The organism is Actinoallomurus oryzae (assembly GCF_039541955.1).
GTDB classification, from domain to species: Bacteria; Actinomycetota; Actinomycetes; order Streptosporangiales; family Streptosporangiaceae; genus Actinoallomurus; species Actinoallomurus oryzae.
The window spans coordinates 123,778-148,186 of sequence record NZ_BAABHF010000024.1 but is presented as its reverse complement, the minus strand read 5'-3'; the positions used below and the strand labels follow the sequence as shown (position 1 = coordinate 148,186).

Sequence of the window (24,409 nt, the reverse complement as noted above, 5' to 3'; positions counted from 1 at the left end):
GTACGCTTGGCCCATGACTCCTCCTCGCGTGCTGACGATCGCCGGGTCCGACTCGGGCGGCGGAGCGGGCATCCAGGCCGACCTCAAGACGATGCTCGCCCTCGGCGTGCACGGCATGAGCGTCATCGCGGCGGTCACCGCCCAGAACTCCCTCGGTGTCCAGGGCTACTGGGAGCTCCCGCCCGAGGCCGTGCGCGCCCAGCTCGACTCAGTGCTCTCCGACATCGGCGCCCAGGCCGTGAAGACCGGGATGCTCGCCTCGGCCGTTCTGGTCGAGACGGTGGCCGCCGCGCTGGCGGAGGTGACCGTACCGGTCGTCGTCGATCCCGTGGGCGTCTCCAAACACGGTGACGCGCTCCTGGCCCCGGACGCGCTGGGCGCGGTCCGCACGGAGCTTCTCCCGCTCGCGACGGTCGTCACGCCGAACCTCTGGGAGGTCGAGCAGCTCACCGGCGTCAAGGTCGTCGACGAGAGCGGCCTGCGCGAGGCGGCCGAGGCCGTACGCGCGCTCGGGCCGCGGTGGGCGCTCATCAAGGGCGGTCACCTGCCCGGAGAGCCGGTGGACCTGCTGTTCGACGGCACGCGCGAACACCGGTTCGCGGCCGAGCGGCACGACAACCGGCACACGCACGGCACCGGCTGCACGCTCGCCTCGGCCATCGCCTCGTATCTGGCGCTCGGCCACGACGTGGTGAGCGCGGTGGGGCTGGCCAAGGAGTACGTCACCGGGGCGATCGAGCACGGCTTCCCGCTTGGCGCCGGCATCGGCCCCGTCGACCACGGCTGGCTCCAGCGCCGCTGACCCGGCCGCACGCACCGGGGCGCGCGGCCTTCTGCGGTCAACCGGTCACGGTGCGCGGTCTGCCGTGGTTGGATTCGCGCGGAGGAGGGGTTTCCCCGTGCTTCGGATCTCTGGCGCCGCCGACATGGGGACCCTTCCCGGAGGAGCAGGCACCGCAGCAGGCCGATGACGCGGGGGCCGAGAACGACGACTACGAGGACCACTGGGGCTACGAGGCGCCGGCCGAACCGCACGAGAGCGACGATGACGGGCACACGACGACCGCCCCGCCGCCGGGTCCCCTGGCTTCGCCGCCGAGCACGCGTTCGGAACCGGCACGCCGCTCGCACGACGACGGGACGATGACCGGGCCGGACCTGGACCGGTTGCTCGAAGGTGAGCACCGAACCGACTCACGTGACCCCGCGCCGAGCTCTGTTCGCTACCTGTCCGCCGACTTTCCGGCGCGTGTCCCGGCCGGCGACGTGGCCAGCCTGATCGTGCGGATCCGCCTCGACCCCGCCCAGGGCGGGCGGGTCGCCCCGCTCAAGGCGCTGAACGTGCCGCCACAGGGCATGCCGCTGAACATCGTGGCGCAGCCGTCGCCGGGCCTGGTGCCGCTCGACCGTCTCGACCGTCAGGTGGTCCTGCCCTACGACGGCGACTCCGAGCCGGTGCGGTTCTTCTTCGAGGCGCGGACGCTCGGCCTGCACCGGGTGAACATCACCGTGTGGGCCGGCGGCACGTTCGCGGGCGAGCTGACCGCCGAGGTCTCGGCCGAGGCGCGGGTCGCGGCCACGTCCGGGGGCGCCTACACCGCCTCGCTCGGCCGGCTGGAGCCGACGCCGGGCGAGGCGACTCTGCAGGTCCGGCGCGCGGCCGGGGGCTACATGTTCCAGCTGATGACGCCGCACAACCTCTATCCGCCGGTCACCGAGAGCCTCGCCGGCGACCCGGCGACCCGGCGGGCGCGGTCGAGCGGACCATCGCGACGTTGCAGAGCCTGGCGTCGGGCCGCAGCGGGTACTCCGGCCCCGCGGCGGGGCTGTGGCTGCGGGAGGCCGGCGTCTCGCTGTGGAACCAGATGGTGCCGCAGGTCATCAAGGAACAGTTCTGGGAGCAGCGGAGCCGCATCCGGTCCTTCAACATCGCCACCGACCAGGACATCCCCCCGTGGGAGCTGCTGTACCCGCTGTCTCCGACCGAGGACGAGGGTTTCCTGGTCGAGCAGTTCCCGGTGATGCGCCGGGTCTACGGGCAACAGCGGGTCGCGGCGATCTCGCTGCGGCCGGCCGCGTTCGTCCTGGCCCGCGACGCGCCCGCCGAGGCGCACGCGGAGGTCAGCATGATCAACCAGCGCCTACGCGCCGCGCTGGGCACCGGCAACGGCACGCTGGTCGACGGCGTGCAGAGCCTGCTGGAGCTGATCAACTCCGGAGAGGCCGGGCTCCTGCACTTCGCCTGCCACAACCGGTTCGACGCGTCGGGCGGCGGCTCGTCCGTGGCGATGGCGGACGGCGACTTCACCCCGATGATGCTGACGAGCGCCGCGACCGGGCACACGCTGGCCACCGGACCGCTGGTCTTCCTCAACGCCTGCCGCAGCGCGGGCGCGGTCTACGAGTACACCCGGCCCATGGGCTGGGCGAGCGGCTTCATGGCCGCCGGGGCCGGCGCGTTCGTCGGCACGCTGTGGGCGGTGCCGAGCCAGCCGGCGCGGGAGTTCGCCGAGGCGTTCTACGCGGCCTGCCTGGACGGGGCTCCCCTCGGCCAGGCGGTGAAGATCGCGCGTACCGCGATCCGGAGACCCGGTGACCCCACCTGGCTCGCCTACACCGCGTACGGAGACCCGGCAGCGAGGGTCGCGGCCGGGTCAAGCCCATGAGCGCCGAGCCCAAGATCGGAGATGTCCGGTTCTCCGACTCCGGGGAGGTCGAAGTGTTCGACGGCACGGCCTGGGGACCGTACCGGCAGATTCCCGACGACGCCGGGGTCGTCCTGCGGGACCGGACGGAGGAGTAGACGACGCGTGGGTGAGGACGCGGAACGACCGCAGGCGAGCGTGCCGGCGCCGCGCGTGCCGGGGCCGGCGGACGCCGTCGCCGACATGCGGACGACCGCCCGGTGGACGATCGCCGCGGCGGCGGGCGTGGGCGCGCTGCTGCTCGGCGGCGCGCCGCTGACGGCGATCGGGAAGATCTCCGGCGCGGGCGAGGCGGTCCTGGCGTTCGCCGGGCTCGTGGTGGCGCTGGGCGGCGTGGGGTGGGCGATCTGGCAGACCGGGGAGGCGCTGATGCCCCGCATCGCCACGCTCGACGACCTCGACGATCCGGCCCTCGCCGACCTGCGCGCGACGATCGCCCGCGACCCGTCGGCGTTCTACGGCCCGTTCGGCACGAGCGGAGCGGATCTGCGGAAGGCCGTCGCCTTCCACGGCACGGTCGCGGCCAACCTCGCCGTCACCGCGGCGGCCGAGACCGATCCCGTACGCGTGCGCCTGCTCGACCAGGCCCTCGCCGACGCCCGTGCCAACACCGAGGCGGTGCGCCGGCTCCAGGACCGGCTGCTGGAGTTCGTCCTCGCGTGGAAGGTGCGCGCGGCCGTACGCCGCGCTCGCCTGCACACCCTGGCCGCCGCGGCGGTGATCGCACTCGGCGCCGTACTGTTCCTCGGCGCCACCCACGACGCGGACGCCGACCGGCCCGCCCACCCGGCCCCCAGCCCGAGCGTGGCGCGCTGAGTCGGCGGCGTCAGGTCACCGGCACGATCTCGGCCGTCAGGAGGCGGCCGTCCTCGACGTGGAGCAGCCCGATCGTGCCGTGCGGCTGGCGGCGGCGGTCGGTGGGGGAGCCGGGGTTGAAGATGCGGACGCCGTCGCCGGTCTCGTCCAGCGGGATGTGGGAGTGACCGAAGACGACCAGCGCGGCGCCGGGGAACCGGCGGTGCATCCGCGCGGTCCGCCGGGCGGCCGGGCCACTGTCATGGATCATCGCCGTCGGCAGCCCGTCGAGGTCGAACTCCAGCGTCTCCGGCGCGCCCCAGGCGGCGACCTCCGGCCCGTCGTTGTTCCCGAGCACCACCTTCACCGGCGCGTACGCGGACAGCTCGTCGAGCACCGAGGGGACGCACACGTCGCCCGCGTGCAGAATCAGGTCCGCGCCGCGCAGATGCTCCGCCACCGCGGGCGGGCAACCACGCCACCGCCGGGGCGCATGAGTGTCCGAGATCGCCACCACTCTCACGGTCCCATCCTGCCCCGTACGAACGAATACATCGCGGGAGGGCGTGGCTGGGAGGCGTTAGAGGTCCGGACAACACCGAACGGCCGGCCCGTGCTAAGGCCGGCCGTTCGATTCGTGCGTGCCCGGTGAGGGCGGAGTCCGTGGTGGCGCCGCCAGGCGCCGGCGGAACGTGGTGTCAGCGCGCCGTGGGGCGGGTGACCTTGCCCGCCTTGATGCAGGACGTGCACACGTTGATGCGCTTGGTGGTGCGGCCGACGACCGCACGCACCCGCTGGATGTTCGGGTTCCAGCGGCGAGGGGTGCGGCGGTGCGAGTGAGAGACGCGCATGCCGAACCCCGGCCCCTTGCCGCAGACGTCGCAGACGGAAGCCATGGATGCGCTCCAAAGGTTCGAGTGGGATGGCCCGGGATCGGGCGCTCGTCAAAAAGAGGCCCGGACCGAGCCTTCGGTAGAGGATAGCCGACCCCGCCCCCCGCGTGCGAATCGCTGGGTTACCGAAGCCGCCCGGTGTCCGGTAAGTCTAAGGGGATCTTGGCCGTCACGCGGCCGGGCGCAGACCCAACCGGACACCCGTGCGCCGGGCGATGATCATGGGAGGTGGCGTGGGAGACCTTCTGGACGCCGCGGGCGTACGGCGGTGGAGCCGGCTCGCGGCGGACGCCCTGGGCCGTACCCGCGCGGAGATCGACGCGCTCAACGTCTTCCCGGTGCCCGACGGGGACACCGGGACCAACCTCCACCTGACCGTCCTGGCGGCGGCCGAGGCGGTCGAGCGGCTGCCCGCCGACGCGGACGCCGCCTCGATCTGGCGTGCCCTCGCCGACGGCGCGCTGATCGGCGCGCGCGGCAACTCCGGGGTGATCCTCAGCCAGATCCTGCGCGGACTGGCCGAGGTCCTGGGCGGCGGAGGCCGGCCGGCCGAGGCGCTGCGGCACGCCTCGCGGCTGGCCGACCGGGCGGTCGCCCACCCGGTCGAGGGCACGATTCTCAGCGTGCTCCGCGCGGCGGCGGAGGCCTGCCCGGAGGACGGCGCGCCGGGCGCGGTCGCCTGGGCCGTCGCCGAGCACGCGCGCGCCGCGCTCAACGAGACGCCCGCGCAGCTCGACGTGCTGGCCCGGAGCGGGGTGGTGGACGCGGGCGCGGCCGGGCTCTGCGTCATCCTCGAGACGCTCGCCGCCGTCGCCGGCGAGGAGTTCCCCCAGTCGTACGCGGTGCCGCGCCGGACGGCGCCCGGCGAGACGTCCGGTGAGACGGGCGCCTGCGAGGCCGGGAGCACGCCGGCCGGCGGCGCGTACGAGGTGATGTTCCTCCTCGACGCCGGCGAGGAGGCCGTGGCGGAACTGCGGGCCGAGCTCGACCGGCTCGGCGACTCCCTCGTCGTGGTCGGCGGCGACGAGTTGTGGAACGTCCACGTGCACACCGACGACGCGGGCCCGGCGATCGAGGCGGCCGTCCGGGCGGGCCGTCCTCACGGCATCCGCGTCACCTACCTGCGGGCGGAGGTGGACCGGCGCGCGCGCACCACCGGGCGCGGCGTCGTGGCGGTGACCCTCGGCGGCGGGCCGACCGCCCTGTTCGAACAGCACGGCGTCCGTACCGTACGCCGTGAGGCCGGCGGCCCGCCGTCGCTGGAGGAGCTGATCGCCGCGATCGTCCAGGCCGGTGACGAGGTCGTCGTGCTGCCGGGCGACCCGTCGGTCCTCGCGGTCGCCGAGGCGGCGGCCCGGCGCGCGCGGGAGGACGGCGTGCGCGTGGCGGTCATCCCGTCCCGCGCGTCGGTCCAGGGGCTCGCCGCACTGGCCGTCCACGACCCGCTGCGGCGCTTCGACGACGATGTGATCGCCATGACGAGCGCGGCGGGCGCCACGCGGTTCGGCCGGCTCGAGACGGCGGGGGAGGAGGCCGTGACGAGCGCGGGCATCTGCCGCGCCGGCGACACGCTCGGGCTGATCGAGGGCGACGTGGCCGTCATCGGCGCCGATCCGGCGGACGTGGCCACGCAGGTCGTGGACCGGATGCTGTCGGGCGGCGGAGAGCTCGTCACGCTGATCATCGGCGAGCCGGCCGACGACCGCCCCTCCGGCCCCGACGACCGCCTCCCCAGGCCCGACGACCGTGTCTCCGGGCCCCGCGGCGGCCTCGCCGGTGTCGTGCGGGAGCATCTGCGCGGGCACCGGCCGGACGTCGAGGTCGTCGTGTACGAAGGAGGGCAGGAGCACTACCTGCTCCTCATCGGCGTGGAGTGACCGCGCCTCCGTGGGCGGGTGGGGAACGTCACGGGCCCGGAGCCGGTAGAACTGTCGGTACCTGGCTGTTGGATGGCTGGAGGAAGGGTTCCGTGACGACACTCGAGCAGCCACTGGTCAAGGCGGTGGGGGCCAAGGCGGCCAAGAAGCTCGCCGCCCTCGACCTGGAGACCGCCGGTGATCTGCTGCGCCACTATCCCCGGCGCTATGCCCAGCGCGGCGAGCTGACCGACCTCGACAGCCTCGCCGAGGGCGAATACGTCACGGTCCTGGCCGAGGTGCAGAAGGTCCAGGGGCGCAAGATCAGCAAGAGGCCCGGAAACCTGCTCGAGGTCACCGTCACCGACGGCCGCGGCCTGCTCACCCTCACGTTCTTCGGCAAGGGCGCCTACGTGCCCGAGCGCGAGCTGCCGCCGGGCACACACGGGCTGTTCGCCGGAAAGGTGACGTTCTTCGGCTCCGGCCGCAACGCCAAGCGGCAGCTCGTCCACCCGGAGTACAAGCCGCTCGCCGGGGGCGACCTCGCCGGCGCGGCCCGCGAGTTCGCCGAGGAGCTGATCCCCGTCTACCCGGCGGCCAAGGGGGTGACCTCCTGGCAGATCGCCGACTGCGTGCGGATCCTCCTCGACACCGCCGAGCTCGGCGACGACGCCCTGCCCGAGCACGTGCGCAGGCGCCATCGGCTCATCGGGCTGGCCGACGCCTACCGCGGCATCCACCGGCCGCGCGACATGGCCGAGGCGGGCCGGGCGCGCAAGCGGCTCAAGTGGGACGAGGCGTTCGTGCTGCAGACCGCGCTGGCCCAGCGGAGGCGCGCGGCGGCCGAGCTGGCCGCGACCCCCCGGCCACCGGCCGCCGAGGGCCTGCTCGCCGCGTTCGACGAGCGGCTTCCGTTCGAGCTCACCGAGGGCCAGCGCGCCGTCGGCGACGAGATCGCGGCCGACCTGGCCCGCACCCACCCGATGCACCGGCTGCTCCAGGGCGACGTCGGCGCGGGCAAGACGGTCGTGGGCCTGCGCGCGATGCTGCAGGTGGTCGACTCCGGCGGGCAGGCGGCCCTGCTCGCGCCGACCGAGGTGCTGGCCCAGCAGCACCACCGCTCGATCGTCGCGATGCTCGGGCCGCTCGCCCAGGCCGGGCAGCTCGGCGGCGTCGAGCACGCCACGCGCGTCGCCCTGCTGACCGGCTCACAGGGGGCCAAGGCGCGCCGCGAGGCCCTGCTCGACGCGGCCTCTGGGGCGGCCGGCATCGTCGTCGGCACGCACGCGCTGCTCCAGGAGCACGTGCAGTTCGCCGACCTGGGGCTCGTCGTGATCGACGAGCAGCACCGCTTCGGCGTCGAGCAGCGCGACGCGCTGCGCGAGAAGGCCACCGGCGGGCGCCCGCACGTCCTCGTCATGACCGCGACGCCGATCCCGCGCACCGTCGCGATGACCGTCTACGGCGACCTGGACACCTCGGCGCTGACCCAGCTGCCCGCCGGCCGTTCGCCGATCGCCACGCACGTCGTGCCGTCCGCCAACCGCGCCTACTGGAACCGCGCCTGGGAGCGCATCCGCGAGGAGGCCGCCCAGGGGCGTCAGGCGTACGTCGTGTGCCCGCGCATCGGCGACGAGGAGGTGCCCGCGCCGGAAGACGTCCCGGAGGAGGACGGCGAGGACGCCCGCCGACCGCCCCTGGCGGTGCTCGACGTCGCGCCAAAGCTGAGCGAGGGTCCGCTGCACGGCCTGCGGCTCGACGTGCTGCACGGCCGGATGCACCCGGACGAGAAGGACGCGGTGATGCGCCGGTTCGCGGCGGGCGAGCTGGACGTCCTGGTCGCCACCACCGTGATCGAGGTCGGCGTCGACGTGCCCAATGCCACGGTCATGGTCGTCATGGACGCCGACCGGTTCGGGGTCTCCCAGCTCCACCAGCTGCGCGGCCGGGTCGGCCGCGGGCGGCACGCGGGCCTGTGCCTGCTGGTCACCGACGCGGTGGAGGAGTCCAAGGCCCGCGAACGCCTCGACGCGGTCGCCTCGACGCTGGACGGGTTCGCGCTGTCGCGCATCGACCTGGAGCAGCGGCGCGAGGGCGACGTGCTCGGCGAGAGCCAGTCCGGCCGCCGGTCGAGCCTGCGGCTCCTCACGCTGCTGCGCGACGAGGAGATCATCAAGGAGGCCCGTGCCGAGGCGACCACGCTCGTCGAGGACGATCCGGAGCTGCGCGGCCATCCCGCGCTGGTGGCCGAGCTGGCCGCGCTCGTCGACGAGGAACGCGCGGAGTACCTCGAGAAGACCTGAGTTTCCCTACCTAACTGGTTGACATTGAAGGGATGGTCCTCCAGGATCGAAGCCGTGTACCGGAGGGCTTTGCTGATCGCGCGGCTCCACGTCGACCTGGGACGGCAGGCCGGCGCGCTGTGTCGCCGGTGATCGCCCCGCGCCCGATCGCCGCCTCAGCTCCGGAGGACCCTGTGACCGTCATCGACCTGCCCGCGAACGAGCCCGCCCTCAGCGAGGAGACCGGCAACGCGCTGGCCCGCGCGCTCGCCGACCCCGACCCCGGCGTACGCCGCGCCGCCGCCGACGCCGACGCCCTCATCGACGAGCGCGAGGTGCTGATCGGCGAGGAGGGCGTCCGCGCGCTCGTGGACACGAAGGCGAACGGCCCCGACTCGTACGTCCGCGCCGTCGCCGCCGAACTGGTCCGCGCCATGCGCGCCGCCGCCTGGGAGATCTACACCCAGGCCCTGAGCCGGGAGGACGGCGCCCGTGCCGAGACCGTCCGCGGCCTCGTCGTGCTGCGCGCCGCCGCCGAGTTGGCGGAGATGGCCCTGACCGACCCTGACTGGCGCGTGCGCCGGCGGGCCGTCGCCGCGCTCGGCGGCCTGGACGGCCGCGACGCGATCGGCCCGCTGACGAGTGCGCTGGAAGACGAGATCGTGTCCGTCCGCCGGGCCGCGGTACGGGCGCTGGCCACCTGGGCGGCGGACCGGCACTACGCCCGGACGGCGCTGACCGCCGCCCTGAACGACCCGGACGCGGGCGTGCGCACCGAGGCGCGCTGGGCCCTGGCCTGACGCCGCTTCCCCCGGCGGTCAGGCGGCGCGGCAGCCGACCTCCATGCCGTCCTCCACCGGGAAGGCGACCGGGACGTAGCCGTTCGCGGGGGCCCACACGTACGCGAGGTAGCCGGACAAGGGCGTCTCCGGCCAGGACGGTCGTCGTGTCGGAGACCCCTGCCTCCTCCAGGTTGGCGCGGGCGGCGGCGACCTTGGCCGCTCATCTCGGTGCCGAAGACCGGCCCGGTGCCGTTGTCGGCGACGGCGAGGCAGATCGTGGAGATCCCGAACGACGTGCCGAGCTCTGCGACGGTCTCCGGCCGGGCGGCCCGGCGGTGAGACGAGCCTCGGCGATCACGGCGCGGGGCGTGGCAGGGGAGGGACGGTTGCCGATACCCTCCCGCAGTGGAGCACAAGAGCGACTTCCGCCTCCCCGTCGCCGCCGCGCCCGCGTACCTGACCGCCACGATCGCGGCCGTGTCGGCCGCCGGGGCTCTCGTCGTCCTGGTCATGGTGGGGTACCTGCTGGCCACGATGAACCGGCTCTCCCGCGAACCCTCCACCACGCTCGTGTTCGTCTTCTTTCCCGTGCTCGCCTTCGGGCTGCTCGCCTCCGCGGCCGTGATGGCGCTGCTCGCCCGCGGCGAGTTCCGGCTGCTGCGCAACCCTCCCGTCTTCACCACCGACGGCGTACGGCTGCGGGTCTTCGCCCGCCGAGGCTACGACGTGTTCGTCCCCTGGGAGCGCGTGGCGCGCCTGCGCATCGCCGACCAGGGACCCCGGCCGTTCCTGGTGGTGGACGTGCCCGGCGCCGAGGACCTCGTCGGCGGCGACCCCGGCAAGACCGAGCGCCTGCGCCGGACCGCCGAGCGGTTCGAGGGAGCCGCCTTCGTGTACGGGCTGCGCGGCGCCCTCATCCACGCCGAGGACCTGGACGCGGTCGTCGACCGGCTCAGCGACGGCACGGTCGCCCTCGACTACTGAACCGCGCTGAGGAGCGGACCGTCGGCCACCGGTCCGAGCGCCGGGTCCACCGTCACCCAGCCGACTCGGCTACGGAACGGCACTGAGGAGCGGACCGTCGGTCATCGATCCGAGCGCCGGGTCCGGTGGGCCCCGCCTCACCGCTGTGGAGCCGCGCCCTTAGGAAGTCGGCGCCCTGCGGTCGGCGCTCGTGCCGCCGGCCGATCATGGGCTGGCCGTCACCCGGCCCCTGCGCCGCGGCTTCGCCGTGCGGGCCGCCGTCGTCCGCCCGCGAGAACGCCGGAGGGCGTCCCCGCGCGCACGCGGGAACGCCCTCCGGTCGTTCGTCAGGCGTCGCGGCCGAACCGGAACCGGGAGCCGGCGATGCCGGCCGCTCCGGTCAGCACGGCAGTGGCGCCCAGCAGCGCGAGCACCCCGATCGGGCTGCCGGTGAACGGCAGGGAGTCGCCGGCCACGGTCAGCGAGCTCGCGGCGGCCTCGGCGGCGCCGGGCGGGGCCGCCTGCGGCGGTGTGGGGTTGCCGACCGGCGGGGCCGGCGGCGGCGTCGGCGGGCCGGGCGGGATCGGGTTCGGCGGCGCCGGCACCGGTCCGCACTGCTGCGGCGGGTGGGCGCACAGGTGGAGGCTCACGTTCGCCTTGACGCCGTCGGTCGAGGCCTTGACGGACGCCTTCACCCCCGCCTTCACCTCCGGCGCGGAGCGGCCGGGCGACTTGCCGCCGCCGGACCGCTGCGGGGCGCCCAGCCGCACATGCACCGGGAGGTTGACCCGGAGGGCCGGCTTGGAGGAGCTTCGCGTGCCGGACGTCGTCTGCTTGACCACCCCGTCGACGGTCTTGGTCACGCCGTCGACGGTCTTGCCCAGCGTGCCGGGCAGGTCGAGGGAGAGGGTCGGCCCGCCGGTGTCGGCCTGGGCCATGCCGCTCATGGCGGTGAAGCCCAGGACCGTCACGCCGGCGGTCGTGGCCAGTCTCGTGCGTTTTCGCATACAGGAATCTCCAGGTCGGGAGGGCCGTCCGCGAGGTGACGCCCCCATCACCGCTTGTCTCGGGAAGGGAGGCCCGAGGAGCGCCTGCCGTACGGTCAGCGATTAGTTTGTCACGACAAGTAGCTTTTTGAAATTGCTTTGACGGCGATCTGTCAATAATTCACAGCGTTTTGTGGTCGCCCCCGAGTGGGCCGAACGGCCTCAGAGCCCGCGCGGGACAGGGCGGCCGGTCCGCTGGGCCACACTGAGTGCGTGACCCGAGTCATCGCAGGAACCGCCGGCGGCCGGCGGCTCTCCGTGCCCACCGGCCGCGACACCAGGCCCACCAGCGACCGCGCGCGGGAAGGGCTGTTCGCGACCGTCCACTCGCTGCTCGGCGAACTCGACGGCCTGCGGGCGGCCGACCTGTACGCCGGGTCGGGCGCGGTCGGCCTGGAGGCCCTGTCCCGGGGTGCCGCGCACGTGCTCCTCGTCGAGTCGTCGCCGCGGGCCGCCAAGGCGATCAGGGCCAACGTCGAGGCGCTCGGCCTCCCCGGTGCCGAACTCGTCACCGACCGGGTCGAGCGGGTGCTGCGCCGGCCTCCGGCTGAGCCGTACGACCTGGTCTTCGCGGACCCCCCGTACGCCGTGACCGACGACACGGTGACGCGCATGCTCGAGGCGCTGCGCGACAACGGCTGGCTCGCGCCCGGCGCCCTCGTCGCCGTCGAACGCGCCACCCGGGGAGCGCCTGTCACCTGGCCGTCCGGGTATACCGAGGACAGGGCCCGTCGTTACGGCGAAGGCACGCTTTGGTACGGTCACGCCGCAGGCCACTGACGACTTCCTTGCAGAGGGGATCCACCTCGTGCGCCGTGTTGTCTGTCCGGGTTCCTATGACCCCGTCACCAATGGACATCTCGACATCATCAGCCGCGCGTCGCGCCTCTATGACGAGGTCGTCGTCGCCGTACTCATCAACATCTCCAAGAAGAGTCTCTTCACCGTCGAAGAACGCGTCGAGATGATCGGCGAGGTCACGAAGGAGTACGGCAACGTCGCCGTCGAGAAGTTCCACGGGCTGACCGTCGACTTCTGCCGCGAGCGCGGCATCCCGGTGATCGTCCGCGGTCTGCGCGCGGTCAGCGACTTCGACTACGAGTTGCAGATCGCCCAGATGAACCACCAGATGGCCGGCGTCGAGACGATGTTCATGGCCACCAACCCGCTCTACTCCTTCCTGTCATCCAGCCTGGTCAAGGAGATCGCGCAGTACGGTGGAGACGTGTCCGGGCTGGTGCCCGAGCCGGTGCAGCGGCGGCTCGCCCGTCGTTTCGCGGAGTCCTGACCGGGCGTCCGGTACGAAGCGCGGGAGGCCGGCCGGCGGTCGCTTCCGACCCTCGTCGGGAGAGTCACGACCGGCCGGTGCCGCGGCCGAGTTGGGGATGAGGGCCCGGGTTCGGTAATCTAACCAATCGACCTTGCCCGACGGCGGTGATGCGCCATGCCTCACGGAAGCAGGAACGACCTGACACGCATCGATCCCCGCGACCCCTTCGTGATCGACACGCGAGCTCTGGGCCGCCGGCCGGGGTCGATGCGCAAGGATTCCCACACCGTGCCGGCTCCGGCGGATCTCGGCGTCGAGATGGTCGGTGTTCCCGAGGGCGCCGACATCGAGCTGGACATCCGGCTCGAGGCGGTGATGGAGGGCGTGCTCGTTTCGGGCACGGCGCGGGCACCTCTCTCCGGAGAGTGCGCGCGCTGTCTGGACCCGCTCACCTCGTCGATCGAGGTGGACTTCCAGGAGCTCTACGTCTACGACGACACTCGCTCCGGCGAGAGCGCGGAAGACGACGAACGCCGTCTCGAGGGAGATCTGATCGATCTCGAGCCGGTCGTCCGGGACGCGATGGTGCTCGCACTGCCGCTGTCCCCGCTGTGCCGGGACGACTGTCCCGGGCTGTGCTCGGACTGCGGGGTCCGGCTGGCCGACGCCGAGCCGGATCACCACCACGACGCCGTCGACCCCCGGTGGGCGGCATTGCAGGGCATGTTGGATCAACGACAAGAAGACCAGGAGGGCTGACGTGGCCGTACCAAAGCGGAAAAAGTCGCGCAGCAACACGCGGCACCGTCGCTCGCAGTGGAAGACCCAGGCGCCCACGCTCGTGCGCTGCCCGCAGTGCCGCGACGAAAAGCTGCCGCACACCGCGTGCCCGACCTGCGGCACCTACAACCGCCGTCAGGTCATCGACGTGTCCTGAGAGACCGCCCGGAGCCCTCTCCCGAGGGTTCGGACCGTCTCTGACGACGTTCTCGGGGGCGGCGGAGTGCCGCCCCCGCCCGTCTCGCGACGAAGAGTCGCCCGAGGCCGTGGCGGACGCCGGGGGTCGACCCGGCGTGCACCTCGTCCTCGCGGAATCTTCCGCGGAGGAAACACCGTGAATACTGTCAGTGCCGCCTCCCACACGGGGAGGACCGCATGAAGCCCGACCACTCGGTGACCGACCGCAGCGCACTCGAGGCCGCGCTCGGCGTGGCCCCCGATCCCGTGCTGCTCGAACGCGCCCTGACGCACCGCTCGTTCGCGTACGAGAACGGCGGCCTGCCGACCAACGAACGCCTGGAGTTCCTCGGCGACTCGGTGCTCGGCCTCATCGTCACCGACACCCTGTTCCGCGGCCACCCGGACCTGCCGGAGGGCCAGCTCGCCAAGCTGCGTGCCGCCGTGGTCAACATGCGGGCGCTCGCCGGCGTCGCCCGCCAGCTCGACCTCGGCGCCTACATCCGCCTCGGGCGCGGCGAGGAGGGCACCGGAGGCCGCGACAAGGCCTCGATCCTCGCCGACACGCTCGAGGCCGTGATCGGCGCGGTCTACCTCGACCAGGGCCTGAAGGCCGCCGACGAGCTCGTCCACCGGCTCTTCGACGCCCTGATCACCCGCTCGGCCAGCCTCGGCGCCGGACTCGACTGGAAGACCTCGCTGCAGGAGCTGACCGCCACCGAGGAGCTCGGCGTGCCCGAGTACCACGTGGAGGAGAGCGGCCCCGACCACCAGAAGAGCTTCCGCGCCGTCGTCTCGGTCGGCGGCGTGGAGTACGGCCGTGGCGAGGGGCGGTCGAAGAAGGAGGCCGAGCAGCAGGCGGCCGAGGCGGCGTGGAACGCGATCCGTGAGCGGTCCGCGGCCCGCCCCGAATGACGCTTCTCGTGGAGGAGGCCGCCGTTGCCCGAACTCCCTGAGGTCGAGGTCGTACGCCGGGGCGTCGAACGCTGGGTGGCCGGGCGGACCATCGAGTCCGCCACCGTCCTGCACCCGCGCGCGGCCCGGCGTCACGCGGAAGGCCCCGCCGACCTCGCCGCCCGCCTCACCGGCCGTCTCGTCTCCGGCGCGTGCCGGCGCGGCAAGTACCTCTGGCTGCCGGTCGGTGAAGACGAGTCGCTCCTGGCCCACCTGGGCATGAGCGGCCAGCTGATCGTCGGCGAGCCGGACCGGCCGTACGAGAAGCACCTGCGGGCGCGGTTCACCTTCACCGACGGCGGGGCGGACCTGCGGTTCATCGACCAGCGCACGTTCGGGCACCTCATGCTGACCGAGATGGCCGACGGCGTGCCCCTGCCGATCGCGCACATCGCCCCCGACCCGCTGGAGAAGGCGTTCGACGAGGAGACGTTCTTCCGTGCGCTGCGGAGGCGCCGCACGGGTCTCAAACGCGCGCTGCTCGACCAGTCGCTGATCAGCGGCGTCGGCAACATCTACGCCGACGAGTCGCTGTGGCGGGCCCGGCTGCACTGGGCCCGCCCCACCGAGACGCTGGGACGCCCGGAGGCGACGCGTGTGCTGGCGGCCGCCCGTGAGGTCATGGAGGCCGCGCTCCTGGCGGGCGGAACCTCGTTCGACAGCCTGTACGTCAACGTCAACGGCGAGAGCGGCTACTTCGACCGGTCACTCAACGTGTACGGGCGCGAGGACGAGCCCTGTCCACGCTGCGGCAGCCCGATCCGGCGCGACGCCTTCATGAACCGCTCCTCCTACACCTGCCCCACCTGTCAGCCCCGCCCCCGCCGGGCGCGCTACTGATTACCGGAAGCGCTTAAAACCGCTTCCGGATGGTCCGGTACCGGCGTCCGGGTCCGGTCACGAGGCCCCGGCTGGACGGGTTGCCCTGGTTCGTCCCGAGTGCTACTCGGCGGTCCGTACTGACCGCCCGTCCGGCCGACACCGCGCTCCGAGCCGGCGAAAGGGCCGGTCAGACGGGTGCCCGGGATCGTTCCAAACCGTTGCCGCGCCCCGGTTGCGCCCGTGCGTGATCGGCTCCGCCGGCGCGACTAGGATCCCGGAGCGTGGAGGAGCAGACACGGCTGACCGCGTGGGTCCGCGGTCGCGTCCAGGGCGTCGGGTTCCGCTGGTGGGTACGCTCCAGGGCGCTTGAGCTGGGGCTCACGGGCTCGGCGAGCAATCTGACGGACGGACGTGTCGAAGTGATCGCCGAGGGGCCGCGGGCGGCATGTGACGATCTGCTCGAGATGTTGCGCGGCGGCCGCACTCCCGGAATGGTCACGGGCGTCGTCGAACGATGGACCGAGCCCCGTGGGGATCTTCACGGGTTCATCGAACGCTGATCGTCCCCGGAAGTCTGCTAAACTCGGATAGACAGGTTGTTACGCGTCTGTGACATCCGTCTTGACCGGCTCTCTCGCCGGTGCGACCCTAGTTGTTACGCGCATCTATTCGGCTCTCATGTGCGCGATCATTCCTGCTGGTCACTCAGCGTGGAGGACCCTTAATCATGGCGAAGGCTCTACTCGGCCACGTCGGCGGTCCGGACCCCCGCATGGTTGCGGAGATGCGGCGCCTTCAGCAACGTGTCCGTGACCTGGAGGCCGAGCTCGTACGGCTCCAGACCGAGAACGACGCGCTCGCGGCGGTTGCTGACAACGAAGTCATGGCGCTCCGCGCCAACGACCGCGAACCGGCGCTGACCTAGAGGTCAGGCTGCTCCGTAAAAGGGACGTCGATCATGACGTCCCTTTTTGTTGCCCGGGAATCGGCGGCGGCCGCCCGCTTTCCAAGCTTCTTCCCCGTCTGGTGCGGGGAGGCAATCAGTTCGGAAATATATGTGTGATCACGATCTTCCCAGGTCAGGTCGCTGCCCGGCCGCCGGGTGAATTCTCTCCGCGCGGTGAGGCAAGGGAAATGTGGCGCCGCGAGAGATGTCCGGGCAAAGATTGACCCTTTTTCGCGCCGCGGCGCGAGGCGCCGTACGCCGGGCCGATGCCCGGCGGGGCGTTCGAGCGGGGCGGGGGAGCGGCGCGGCCGGGGCGGTTTCGCGCGGAGCCCCGCGAAACACGAGGGTTCGTGGCACATTTGGGGATGTCAGATGCCGGTGCGGCGGCTTCCGGCCGGTATGGTGCGCAGGGGCCGGCCGCGGTGACCCCTCGCAGAGCTCCCGGGCCGTGCCGAGCCGGGCGGGGAAAGGATCGGTGGACGCTTGTACTTGAAGAGCCTCACGCTGCGTGGCTTCAAGTCCTTCGCGTCCTCGACCACGCTGCGTCTCGAACCCGGCATCACGGCCGTCGTCGGGCCCAACGGCTCGGGGAAGTCCAACGTCGTCGACGCCCTCGCCTGGGTGATGGGCGAGCAGGGTGCCAAGTCGCTGCGCGGCGGCAAGATGGAGGACGTCATCTTCGCGGGCACCTCGTCGCGCCCGCCGCTCGGCCGGGCCGAGGTCCTCCTCACGATCGACAACACCGACGGCGCCCTGCCGATCGACTACACCGAGGTCACGATCAGCCGGCTGATGTTCCGGTCGGGGCAGAGCGAGTACGCCATCAACGGCGACACCTGCCGCCTGCTCGACGTCCAGGAACTGCTGTCGGACTCCGGCATCGGCCGTGAGATGCACGTGATCATCGGCCAGGGCCAGCTCGACCGGGTCCTGCACTCCGGGCCGGAGGGCCGCCGCTCCATGGTCGAGGAGGCGGCCGGCGTCCTCAAGCACCGTAAGCGCAAGGAGAAGGCCCTTCGCAAGCTCGACGCGATGCAGGCCAACCTCACGCGCGTCCAGGACCTCACCACCGAGCTGCGCCGCCAGCTGAAACCCCTGGGACGCCAGGCCGAGATCGCCCGCAGGGCCGCCGTCATCCAGTCCGACCTGCGCGACGCGCGCGTACGCCTGCTGGCCGACGACCTGGTGACGCTCAGCGGCCGGCTCAAGCAGGAGGCCGTCGACGAGGCCGCCGTACGCGAGCGGCACATCGCCGTCGAGGAGGCCCTCGCCGCCGCCCAGCAGCGTGAGGCGGCGCTGGAGGCCGAGGCGGCCGAGCAGGCGCCCGTGCTGGCCCGTGCCCAGGAGACCTGGTACTCCCTGTCGTCCCTGCGCGAGCGGCTGCGCGGCGTCGGGGAGGTCGCCGCCGAGCGCCACCGCCACGCCACCGAGGCGCAGGAGGACGACCGCCGGGGCCGCGACCCGGAGGACATGGAGCGCGAGGCCGCGGAGGTCGCCGAGCAGGAAGAGGTCCTCGCCGCGCGGCTGGAGGCGGTCGAGGAGGCGCTCGCCGAGGCCGTACGAGAGCGGTCGGAGGCCGAGTCGGCGCTGGAGATGGAGGAGCGCCGCCTGCAGGCCGCCGCGCGCGCCGCCGCCGACCGGCGGGAGGGCCTGGCCCGGCTGCGCGGCCAGGTCGGCGCGCTGGACAGCAAGATGCAGGCCACCGAGGCGGAGATCGGCCGGTTGAGCGAGGCACGGGCCGCCGCCGAGGAGCGCGCGAAGATCGCCGAAGAGGAGTACTCCTCCCAGAACACCCAGGCGGAAGAGGACCCCGAGCTGGCGGCCGAGCACGAGCGCGCCCAGGAGGTCCTCGAACAGGCCAAGGAGTCCGCCGAACAGGCGCGCGAGGCCGTCGAGGCGCCCCGCCGGGCCGTTCGCGAGGCGCACGAGCGCGTCGGCGCGGCCCGTGGCGCCGACCAGGCCGCGCAGAAGGAGGCGACCGCGCTGCAGGCGCGGGTCGAGGCGCTCGACCTGACCCTCGGCAGCGCGGCGGACGGGGGAGAGGCACTGCTCGCCGCCGGTCTCGACGGCGTCCTGGGCACGCTCGCGTCCCTCCTGTCCGTCGAACCCGGCGCCGAGGTCGCGATCGCCGCCGCCCTCGGAGCCGCGACCGAGGCCGTCGCCGTCGACTCGCTCGACACCGCCGAGTCCGCCCTGACCCGGCTGCGCGCCGACGACGCGGGCCAGGCCGGTCTCGTGGTCGGCGACGGGCCCGCCACCAAGCTCGAGGACGTCCCGCTGCCGGACGGCGTCCGGCGCGCCACCGACCTGATCACCGCGGCGGAGTCCGTACGCTCCGCCGTGCACCACCTCCTCGCCGACGTCGTGGTCGTCGACGACCTGGCCGCCGCCGCCGCGCTCGTACGCCGGGCGCCGGAGCTGCGGGCGGTCACGCGCGAGGGTGACCTGCTCGGCGCGCACTGGGCCCTGGGCGGGGGCGGCGGCCGGCAGAGCGCGCTGCAGATGCGCGCCGCCCGCGACGAGGCCGCCGAGCGGCTCGCGGCGGCGCGCGAGAAGGCCGAGGGGACCGCCGAGGCGCTCGAGGAGGCCGTGGAGGCCGAGCAGCGGGCCCAGGCGGTGCTGGAGGCGGCCCAGGCCGCCGTCGGCGAGGCACAGACGGGCGTGAGCCGCGCCCAGGCGGCCCTCGACCGCGTACGCGCCCGGCTGCGCGAGGCGGCCGCCGAGGCCGCGCAGGAGGCCAGGCACGTCGCCGGGCTCCAGGCCGCGGCCAAGGCCGCCCGGCAGGAGGCCGAGCGTCTCTCCGCGTCCGTACGGGCCGCGGAGGAGGCACGCGAGCGCGACGCCGAAGAACGCGTCCGGCTGCGCGAGCGGCTGGAGGCCGCCGAGGCCGAGCCGGTCGAGGAGGACGACGAGGCGTCCTTCCGCCGCGACGAGCTCGCCGACCGGTGCCAGGAGCTGCGGTCCGCCGAGATGGAGGCGCGGCTCAACGTCCGTACCGCCGAGGAGCGGGTCAAGGCGATCGAGGGCCGCGCCGACGCGCTGCTGCGCGCGGCGGCGGAGGAGCGCGCCGAGCGCGCTCGCGCCGCCGAACGCCGCGAGCGGCGCGCCCGCGACGCCCGTGTCGCGCAGGCCGTCGTCGTCGGCACGCACCGGTCCCTGGCCCGCATCGAGGTGTCGATCGCCGCGGCCGTCGCCGAGCGCGAGGCCGCCGAGCAGGCGCGTGCCGCCCGCGAGGAGGAGCTGAAGGCCGTCCGCACGCGCGTGCGCGAGCTGACCGGCGAGCACGAGCGGCTCGTCAACGTCGCCCACGGCAGCGAGGTCGCCCGCGCCGAGCGCCGGCTCCGCCTGGAGCAGATGGAGGAGCGGGCGATGGAGGAGTTCGGGCTGGAGGTGGACGTGCTGATCGCCGAGTACGGCCCCGACCAGCTCGTCCCGCCGCCGCCCGACGCGCCCGAGGACGCCGAGCCCCAGGCGTACGACCGTGCCACGCAGGAGAAGCGCGCCAAGCAGGCCGAACGCCAGCTCACCCAGCTCGGGAAGGTCAACCCGCTGGCGCTGGAGGAGTTCGCCGCCCTGGAGGAGCGGCACGCCTTCCTGACCTCCCAGCTGGAAGATCTGAAGAAGACCCGGCGCGACCTGCTCACGGTCGTCAAGGAGGTCGACGAGCGGGTCGAGCAGGTCTTCACCTCCGCCTACGAGGACACCGCGCGGGAGTTCGAGGGGATCTTCTCGCGGCTGTTCCCGGGCGGTGACGGGCGCCTGTCGCTGACCGAGCCGGAGGACATGCTGACCACCGGCATCGAGGTGGAGGCCCGGCCGCCCGGCAAGAAGGTCAAGCGGCTGTCGCTGCTGTCCGGCGGCGAGCGCTCCCTGGTCGCGATCGCGTTCCTCGTCGCGATCTTCAAGGCGCGGCCGTCGCCGTTCTACGTCCTCGACGAGGTCGAGGCGGCCCTCGACGACACCAACACCCAGCGTCTGCTGGGCATCTTCGAAGAGCTCCGCGAGTCCTCGCAGCTGATCGTCATCACCCACCAGAAGCGCACGATGGAGGGCGCGGACGCGCTCTACGGCGTGAGCATGCGGGGCGACGGCGTGACTCAGGTGATCAGCCAGCGGCTGCGCGAACCAGAACCCGCCTGACCCTCCCCTCGCGGGCCGTCCACGGCCGGGGCATCGACCCTCCGGTTTGGCCGATATGTCCGACATGTCCTCTTGACGATCGACGTCCGGTCTCACCTCACGAGCGTCCCGGTCGCGCGCGCCTCCTGACCGTGCTCCCTGACTCAACGGTGGCGTTCCAATTCACAGCGCGGCGGCCGGGCGAGGTCGCGGCGTACTGACGCAGCGTGTTGACCTCGTCGCTATCCGACCGTGACTTCTTTCGTCACATCGTCCCGTCCTAACCCATGAGTAACGCTTGCGCCAGAGTCGGCGCTTCGTTAGGAATAGACGTCTTCAACCCGAGAAAGGGCCTCATATGGACGCTCAGCGACTGAAGGATAACTTTGCGCAGGTCGCCGATCACGGTATGGAGGTGGCCGATTACTTTTACGCGGATCTCTTCCAGAGCAACCCCGGCTACCGGTCACTTTTCCCGGCTTCCATGGCGCGTCAGCAGAAGGTTCTCCTGGAGGCGCTTACGCAGATCGTCGCATGGGTGGACAACACTGAGGAATTGGTTCCCTACCTTCAGCAACTGGGCCGCCGGCATCAGGGATTCGGTATCACCGCCGAGCACTACCTCGAGGTCGGCAACAGCCTCGTCGCGACCCTTCGCTACTTCAGCGGCGACTCGTGGACGCCTGAGCTGGAGAAAGACTGGACGGCCGCGTACGACGTCGTCTCGGGCGTCATGGTGAAGGCGGGCGGCGAGGGGTAGCGCGCACCCGGCGCCGGTGCCCGGCACCGGCGCCCGCTCGCGTAAGCCGCCCCATCAGGAGAACGTGTGGACGCTCAAGCATTGAAGGATAACTTTGCGCAGGTCACTCAGCATGGTGACGCTGTGGCATTGTTCTTTTACTCGGATCTATTTCTGCGGAATCCAGGGCTTCGGGAGATGTTCCCGATCGGAATGAACCACCAGCGCGATCGGTTGTTGCACGCGCTGGGACGTATCGTTTCTCAGGTCGACAACCTGCCGGAACTCGTTCCTTTCGTTCGTCAGCTCGGTGCCGACCATCGCAAATTCGGGGTCGAGGCGCTGCATTATCCGGAGGTCGGGCAGAGCCTGATCACTACTCTGCGTTACTTTTCCGGTGCGGAGTGGACCGACACCCTCGCCAAGGACTGGAGCGACGCGTACGGAGTGGTCGCCAAGGTCATGATCGAGGCCGCGGAAGAGGACGCGGCGCAGCGCCCGGCCTGGTGGAACGCCCAGATCGTGACGCACGAACGGCGCCGCTTCGACCTCGCGGTGATGCGAGTGGTGACCGAACGGCCGCTGCCGTTTCTGCCCGGGCAGGCGGTCGCGGTGGAGGTTCCCTACCGGCCGCGCACGTGGCGGTTCTACTCGATGGCGAACGCACCGCGCCCCGACAACACGATCGACTTCCACGTACGGCTGGTCGACGGAGGGCCGGTGAGCCCCGTCCTGGTGCGCTCGGTGGCCCCGGGCGACCAGCTCAGGCTCGCGTCGCCGGTCGGCACGATGACCTACGACGATCGCTCCGGCCGCGACGTACTCCTCATCGGCGGCAGCACCGGCCTGGCGCCGCTCAAGGCGATCCTCGAACGGATCGCGCAGAGCCCCGCACCGCCGCGCGTCCACCTGTTCTTCGGCTCACGCACGATGGACGGCCTGTACGACCTGGACGACCTGGCCAAGCGGGCGGTGGAGTACCCGTGGCTCACCGTCGTTCCCGCCGTGTCCGACGAGCCCGCGGACGGCGGCGCCGAACAGGGCACGCTCGCCGACGTCATCGCCCGGCACGGGATCTGGAGGGATCACGACGCGTACGTGTGCGGCTCGCCCACGATGGTGGACGCGACCTCTGACCGCCTCGTACGCCTCGGGCTCGGCAGGGATCGCATCCGGTTCGACAAGTACGCGGACGCATAGGGGGATCCATGACACGCCCCAATGGTGACTCTCTCCGACGAAGGAGGCCCCAGTGACCTCACTAGACAATCCCGGCGCTCAGCGTCTCACCCCGGCCGAGCTGCAGACGGCCGACTTCCGGCGTGCCCCGCTCGGCCGGCGGGGCTATGACGAGGACCAGGTCCGCGCCTTCCTCCACGGGGTCGAGCAGGAGCTGGTCCGGGTCCTCAACGAGAAGGCGGCGCTGCAGAACGAGGTCGGCCGGCTGCGCGACCGGATCTCCGGCAGCCCCCAGGGCATCTCGCCCGCGCAGGCCGAGGACGCCCACATGCAGGCCGTGCGCATCCTGTCCACGGCGCAGGAGACCGCCGACCACTATGTCGCCGACGCCCAGCGCTACAGCCAGGAGCTGGCCGAGGAGGCGCGGCGCAACCGCGACGAGATCCTCGCCGAGGCCAAGGCGCGGGCCGTGATGGTGCTGGAGGAGGCGCATCGGCAGGCGTCGACCGCGGCCGAGCAGGTCCGGCCGTCCTCCTCCGCGCCCCTGTCGGACGACGAACGCCGCAACCTGGAAAGTGAGATCACCTACCTGCGGACGTTCAGCGACGTCTACCGCACCCATCTGCGGTCCTACCTGGAGGCACTGCTGCGAAACCTCGAGGAGTGGGGGAACTCCGAGCACGAGACCATGCCGCCGACCCGCCTGCCGCTGCCCCGCTCTCGCTGACCGGCCCCGGCCTCTGCGAGACTGGGACACGCTATGGAATACCTGATCCTCGCCATCGCGATCGTCGTGGTCGCCGTCGTCGCGGCCGGACTCTTCCTGCTGAGAGGGCGCGGCCGTACGGCTCCGCCGCCGCAGGCGCCGCCGGAGAGCGGTGTCTCACCGGGCGGCACCGCCGTCCTGGAGGAGGACACCGCGACCGTCGAGGCGCCTCCGGTGGAGGTCCCGGCGCCGCCGGTGCCGGAGGTGGAGGTCCCGCCGCCGTCCGCGGGCCGTCTCGTACGCCTGCGCGCGCGGCTGTCCCGGTCGCAGAACGCCCTGGGACGCAGCCTGCTCCTGCTGCTGTCCCGCGACGCGCTCGACGACGACGCGTGGGAGGAGATCGAGGACACTCTGGTCACCGCGGACGTCGGCGTGGCGCCGTCCCGGCAGATCGTCGAGGACCTGCGCACCAGGGTCAAGGTGCTGGGCTCCCGTGACGCCACCGAGGTGCGCGCGCTGCTCAAGGAAGAGCTGCTGGGCCAGATCGGCAAGGACTGGGAGCGCTCCCTGCGCACCGAGCCGCACGGCGCCCAGCCGGCCGTCATCCTCGTCGTGGGCGTCAACGGCACGGGCAAGACCACGACGTGCGGCAAGCTCGCACGGGTCATCGTGGGCGACGGCCGTACGGTGCTGCTCGGTGCCGCCGACACGTTCCGCGCCGCCGCGGCCGACCAGCTCCAGACGTGGGGGTCCCGGGTCGGCGCGGAGGTCGTGCGCCGGGACGAGGGCACCGACCCGGCGAGCGTCGCCTTCGAGGCGGTCAAGCACGGCATCGCCGCCGGCGTCGACACGGTGATCGTCGACACGGCCGGCCGCCTGCACACCAAGACCGGGCTGATGGACGAGCTCGGCAAGGTGAAGCGAGTGATCGAAAAGCAGGCGCAGGTCGACGAGGTGATCCTCGTCCTCGACGCGACCACGGGCCAGAACGGCCTGCAGCAGGCCCGCGTCTTCGCCGAGGTCGTCGACGTGACCGGCATCGCCCTGACCAAGCTCGACGGCACCGCGAAGGGCGGCATCGTGATCGCGGTCCAGCGCGAGCTGGGCGTGCCCGTCAAGCTCGTCGGCCTCGGCGAGGGCCCCGACGACCTGGCCCCGTTCGAGCCGGAGGCCTTCGTCGAGGCGATTCTCGGCGACTGAGCGGGCCTTCCGCGGGTCTGAGCCGGGTCTGAGCGGACGCCCCGGCTGTCTCTCCGTGCGCGCTGGAGCGTTGTATCGACCCGTGTTCAGGCGGGCCTCACGGGCACCGGCCCCGAAGGTGATTCGGCCGTCACGGGGAGAGGTGTACGGGGCGTCTACCTGCGGATTCGGGTATTTCTCCCCGTGTGCCCGGCA

25 protein-coding genes are annotated in these 24,409 nt (G+C 72.5%); 21 read left to right on the top strand and 4 right to left on the bottom strand.

Features of this window, described 5'->3' with window-relative positions; all coding sequences use genetic code 11:
- Positions 1 to 13: 13 nt before the first annotated feature.
- Complete coding sequence (gene thiD / locus ABEA10_RS21870) at positions 14 to 802, top strand: bifunctional hydroxymethylpyrimidine kinase/phosphomethylpyrimidine kinase (RefSeq protein ID WP_329256433.1); 789 nt, start codon at positions 14 to 16, stop codon at positions 800 to 802.
- A gap of 392 nt (positions 803 to 1,194) precedes the next feature.
- Here thiD and ABEA10_RS21865 read toward each other — a convergent pair whose 3' ends face one another.
- Positions 1,195 to 1,494: a hypothetical protein gene (locus ABEA10_RS21865; RefSeq protein WP_345466665.1), complete on the bottom strand. Its 300-nt coding sequence runs from the start codon at positions 1,492 to 1,494 to the stop codon at positions 1,195 to 1,197.
- A 281-nt stretch (positions 1,495 to 1,775) separates the two neighbouring features.
- On the opposite strand from ABEA10_RS21865, the gene ABEA10_RS21860 reads away from it, so the two are divergent.
- The 3 genes from ABEA10_RS21860 to ABEA10_RS21850 are packed head-to-tail and all read left to right on the top strand — an operon-like array spanning position 1,776 to position 3,521.
- A complete protein-coding gene (locus ABEA10_RS21860; protein ID WP_345466664.1) occupies positions 1,776 to 2,666 on the top strand; it encodes a CHAT domain-containing protein in 891 nt (296 codons plus the stop codon).
- Positions 2,663 to 2,803, top strand: a complete 141-nt coding sequence (locus ABEA10_RS21855) for a hypothetical protein (RefSeq protein WP_345466661.1) — start codon at positions 2,663 to 2,665, stop codon at positions 2,801 to 2,803. Before ABEA10_RS21860 ends, ABEA10_RS21855 begins: the two co-directional genes overlap by 4 nt.
- Before the next feature lie 7 nt (positions 2,804 to 2,810).
- The gene (locus ABEA10_RS21850; protein ID WP_345466658.1) at positions 2,811 to 3,521 is read left to right on the top strand and encodes a hypothetical protein; all 711 of its coding nucleotides are present in this window, start codon (positions 2,811 to 2,813) and stop codon (positions 3,519 to 3,521) included.
- 10 nt (positions 3,522 to 3,531) lie between these two features.
- On the opposite strand, the gene ABEA10_RS21845 is transcribed toward ABEA10_RS21850, so the two are convergent.
- Positions 3,532 to 4,014 (bottom strand): metallophosphoesterase family protein, encoded by a 483-nt coding sequence (locus tag ABEA10_RS21845; protein WP_345466656.1) that lies wholly within the window; start codon positions 4,012 to 4,014, stop codon positions 3,532 to 3,534.
- Between the two features lie 184 nt (positions 4,015 to 4,198).
- Positions 4,199 to 4,396 (bottom strand): 50S ribosomal protein L28, encoded by a 198-nt coding sequence (rpmB, locus tag ABEA10_RS21840; RefSeq protein ID WP_329256446.1) that lies wholly within the window; start codon positions 4,394 to 4,396, stop codon positions 4,199 to 4,201.
- A gap of 230 nt (positions 4,397 to 4,626) precedes the next feature.
- Between rpmB and ABEA10_RS21835 the strand changes: the two genes are divergently transcribed.
- The 4 genes from ABEA10_RS21835 to ABEA10_RS21820 all read left to right on the top strand — a co-directional run bounded on the left by ABEA10_RS21835 (position 4,627) and on the right by ABEA10_RS21820 (position 10,297).
- A complete protein-coding gene (locus ABEA10_RS21835; protein WP_345466652.1) occupies positions 4,627 to 6,270 on the top strand; it encodes a DAK2 domain-containing protein in 1,644 nt (547 codons plus the stop codon).
- A 92-nt stretch (positions 6,271 to 6,362) separates the two neighbouring features.
- The gene (recG, locus tag ABEA10_RS21830) at positions 6,363 to 8,552 is read left to right on the top strand and encodes an ATP-dependent DNA helicase RecG (RefSeq protein WP_345466649.1); all 2,190 of its coding nucleotides are present in this window, start codon (positions 6,363 to 6,365) and stop codon (positions 8,550 to 8,552) included.
- 173 nt (positions 8,553 to 8,725) lie between these two features.
- Positions 8,726 to 9,331: a HEAT repeat domain-containing protein gene (locus ABEA10_RS21825; protein ID WP_345466647.1), complete on the top strand. Its 606-nt coding sequence runs from the start codon at positions 8,726 to 8,728 to the stop codon at positions 9,329 to 9,331.
- Between the two features lie 387 nt (positions 9,332 to 9,718).
- Complete coding sequence (locus ABEA10_RS21820) at positions 9,719 to 10,297, top strand: hypothetical protein (protein WP_345466643.1); 579 nt, start codon at positions 9,719 to 9,721, stop codon at positions 10,295 to 10,297.
- Positions 10,298 to 10,623: 326 nt separating this feature from the next.
- On the opposite strand, the gene ABEA10_RS21815 is transcribed toward ABEA10_RS21820, so the two are convergent.
- Positions 10,624 to 11,283, bottom strand: a complete 660-nt coding sequence (locus ABEA10_RS21815) for a hypothetical protein (RefSeq protein ID WP_345466641.1) — start codon at positions 11,281 to 11,283, stop codon at positions 10,624 to 10,626.
- A 252-nt stretch (positions 11,284 to 11,535) separates the two neighbouring features.
- Here ABEA10_RS21815 and rsmD point away from each other — a divergent pair, with 252 nt between their 5' ends.
- The 13 genes from rsmD to ftsY all read left to right on the top strand — a co-directional run bounded on the left by rsmD (position 11,536) and on the right by ftsY (position 24,214).
- On the top strand, positions 11,536 to 12,102 hold the full coding sequence (rsmD, locus tag ABEA10_RS21810) for a 16S rRNA (guanine(966)-N(2))-methyltransferase RsmD (RefSeq protein ID WP_345466639.1): 567 nt from the start codon (positions 11,536 to 11,538) through the stop codon (positions 12,100 to 12,102).
- A gap of 28 nt (positions 12,103 to 12,130) precedes the next feature.
- Entirely contained in the window at positions 12,131 to 12,610 is a 480-nt protein-coding gene (gene coaD / locus ABEA10_RS21805; protein ID WP_345466637.1) for a pantetheine-phosphate adenylyltransferase, read from the top strand.
- Between the two features lie 156 nt (positions 12,611 to 12,766).
- A complete protein-coding gene (locus ABEA10_RS21800) occupies positions 12,767 to 13,351 on the top strand; it encodes a YceD family protein (RefSeq protein WP_345466634.1) in 585 nt (194 codons plus the stop codon).
- Between the two features lies 1 nt (position 13,352).
- Positions 13,353 to 13,529 carry a 50S ribosomal protein L32 gene (rpmF, locus tag ABEA10_RS21795; RefSeq protein WP_345466631.1) on the top strand — a complete coding sequence of 59 codons (177 nt, stop codon included), beginning with the start codon at positions 13,353 to 13,355 and terminating at the stop codon, positions 13,527 to 13,529.
- A 218-nt stretch (positions 13,530 to 13,747) separates the two neighbouring features.
- Positions 13,748 to 14,464, top strand: coding sequence for a ribonuclease III (gene rnc, locus ABEA10_RS21790; protein WP_345466628.1), 717 nt, complete (start codon positions 13,748 to 13,750; stop codon positions 14,462 to 14,464).
- 24 nt (positions 14,465 to 14,488) lie between these two features.
- Positions 14,489 to 15,343, top strand: a complete 855-nt coding sequence (mutM, locus tag ABEA10_RS21785; protein ID WP_345466625.1) for a bifunctional DNA-formamidopyrimidine glycosylase/DNA-(apurinic or apyrimidinic site) lyase — start codon at positions 14,489 to 14,491, stop codon at positions 15,341 to 15,343.
- 263 nt (positions 15,344 to 15,606) lie between these two features.
- On the top strand, positions 15,607 to 15,885 hold the full coding sequence (locus ABEA10_RS21780) for an acylphosphatase (RefSeq protein ID WP_345466622.1): 279 nt from the start codon (positions 15,607 to 15,609) through the stop codon (positions 15,883 to 15,885).
- 167 nt (positions 15,886 to 16,052) lie between these two features.
- Positions 16,053 to 16,250 carry a hypothetical protein gene (locus ABEA10_RS21775; protein ID WP_345466619.1) on the top strand — a complete coding sequence of 66 codons (198 nt, stop codon included), beginning with the start codon at positions 16,053 to 16,055 and terminating at the stop codon, positions 16,248 to 16,250.
- Positions 16,251 to 16,754: 504 nt separating this feature from the next.
- Complete coding sequence (gene smc / locus ABEA10_RS21770; protein WP_345466617.1) at positions 16,755 to 20,411, top strand: chromosome segregation protein SMC; 3,657 nt, start codon at positions 16,755 to 16,757, stop codon at positions 20,409 to 20,411.
- A gap of 337 nt (positions 20,412 to 20,748) precedes the next feature.
- Entirely contained in the window at positions 20,749 to 21,150 is a 402-nt protein-coding gene (locus tag ABEA10_RS21765; protein WP_345466615.1) for a globin domain-containing protein, read from the top strand.
- A 66-nt stretch (positions 21,151 to 21,216) separates the two neighbouring features.
- Positions 21,217 to 22,329, top strand: a complete 1,113-nt coding sequence (locus ABEA10_RS21760) for a globin domain-containing protein (RefSeq protein ID WP_345466612.1) — start codon at positions 21,217 to 21,219, stop codon at positions 22,327 to 22,329.
- Between the two features lie 52 nt (positions 22,330 to 22,381).
- A complete protein-coding gene (locus ABEA10_RS21755) occupies positions 22,382 to 23,035 on the top strand; it encodes a DivIVA domain-containing protein (protein ID WP_345466608.1) in 654 nt (217 codons plus the stop codon).
- Between the two features lie 33 nt (positions 23,036 to 23,068).
- Positions 23,069 to 24,214: a signal recognition particle-docking protein FtsY gene (ftsY, locus tag ABEA10_RS21750; RefSeq protein WP_345466606.1), complete on the top strand. Its 1,146-nt coding sequence runs from the start codon at positions 23,069 to 23,071 to the stop codon at positions 24,212 to 24,214.
- Positions 24,215 to 24,409 lie beyond the last annotated feature (195 nt).

Coding starts and splice junctions, on each gene's coding strand:
- thiD (WP_329256433.1), top strand. CDS start 14: ATGACTCCTCCTCGCGTGCTGACGATCGCCGGGTCCGACTCGGGCGGC.
- ABEA10_RS21855 (WP_345466661.1), top strand. CDS start 2,663: ATGAGCGCCGAGCCCAAGATCGGAGATGTCCGGTTCTCCGACTCCGGG.
- rpmB (WP_329256446.1), bottom strand. CDS start 4,396: ATGGCTTCCGTCTGCGACGTCTGCGGCAAGGGGCCGGGGTTCGGCATG.
- ABEA10_RS21815 (WP_345466641.1), bottom strand. CDS start 11,283: ATGCGAAAACGCACGAGACTGGCCACGACCGCCGGCGTGACGGTCCTG.
- ABEA10_RS21800 (WP_345466634.1), top strand. CDS start 12,767: ATGCCTCACGGAAGCAGGAACGACCTGACACGCATCGATCCCCGCGAC.
- rnc (WP_345466628.1), top strand. CDS start 13,748: ATGAAGCCCGACCACTCGGTGACCGACCGCAGCGCACTCGAGGCCGCG.
- ABEA10_RS21775 (WP_345466619.1), top strand. CDS start 16,053: ATGGCGAAGGCTCTACTCGGCCACGTCGGCGGTCCGGACCCCCGCATG.
- ABEA10_RS21765 (WP_345466615.1), top strand. CDS start 20,749: ATGGACGCTCAGCGACTGAAGGATAACTTTGCGCAGGTCGCCGATCAC.
- ftsY (WP_345466606.1), top strand. CDS start 23,069: ATGGAATACCTGATCCTCGCCATCGCGATCGTCGTGGTCGCCGTCGTC.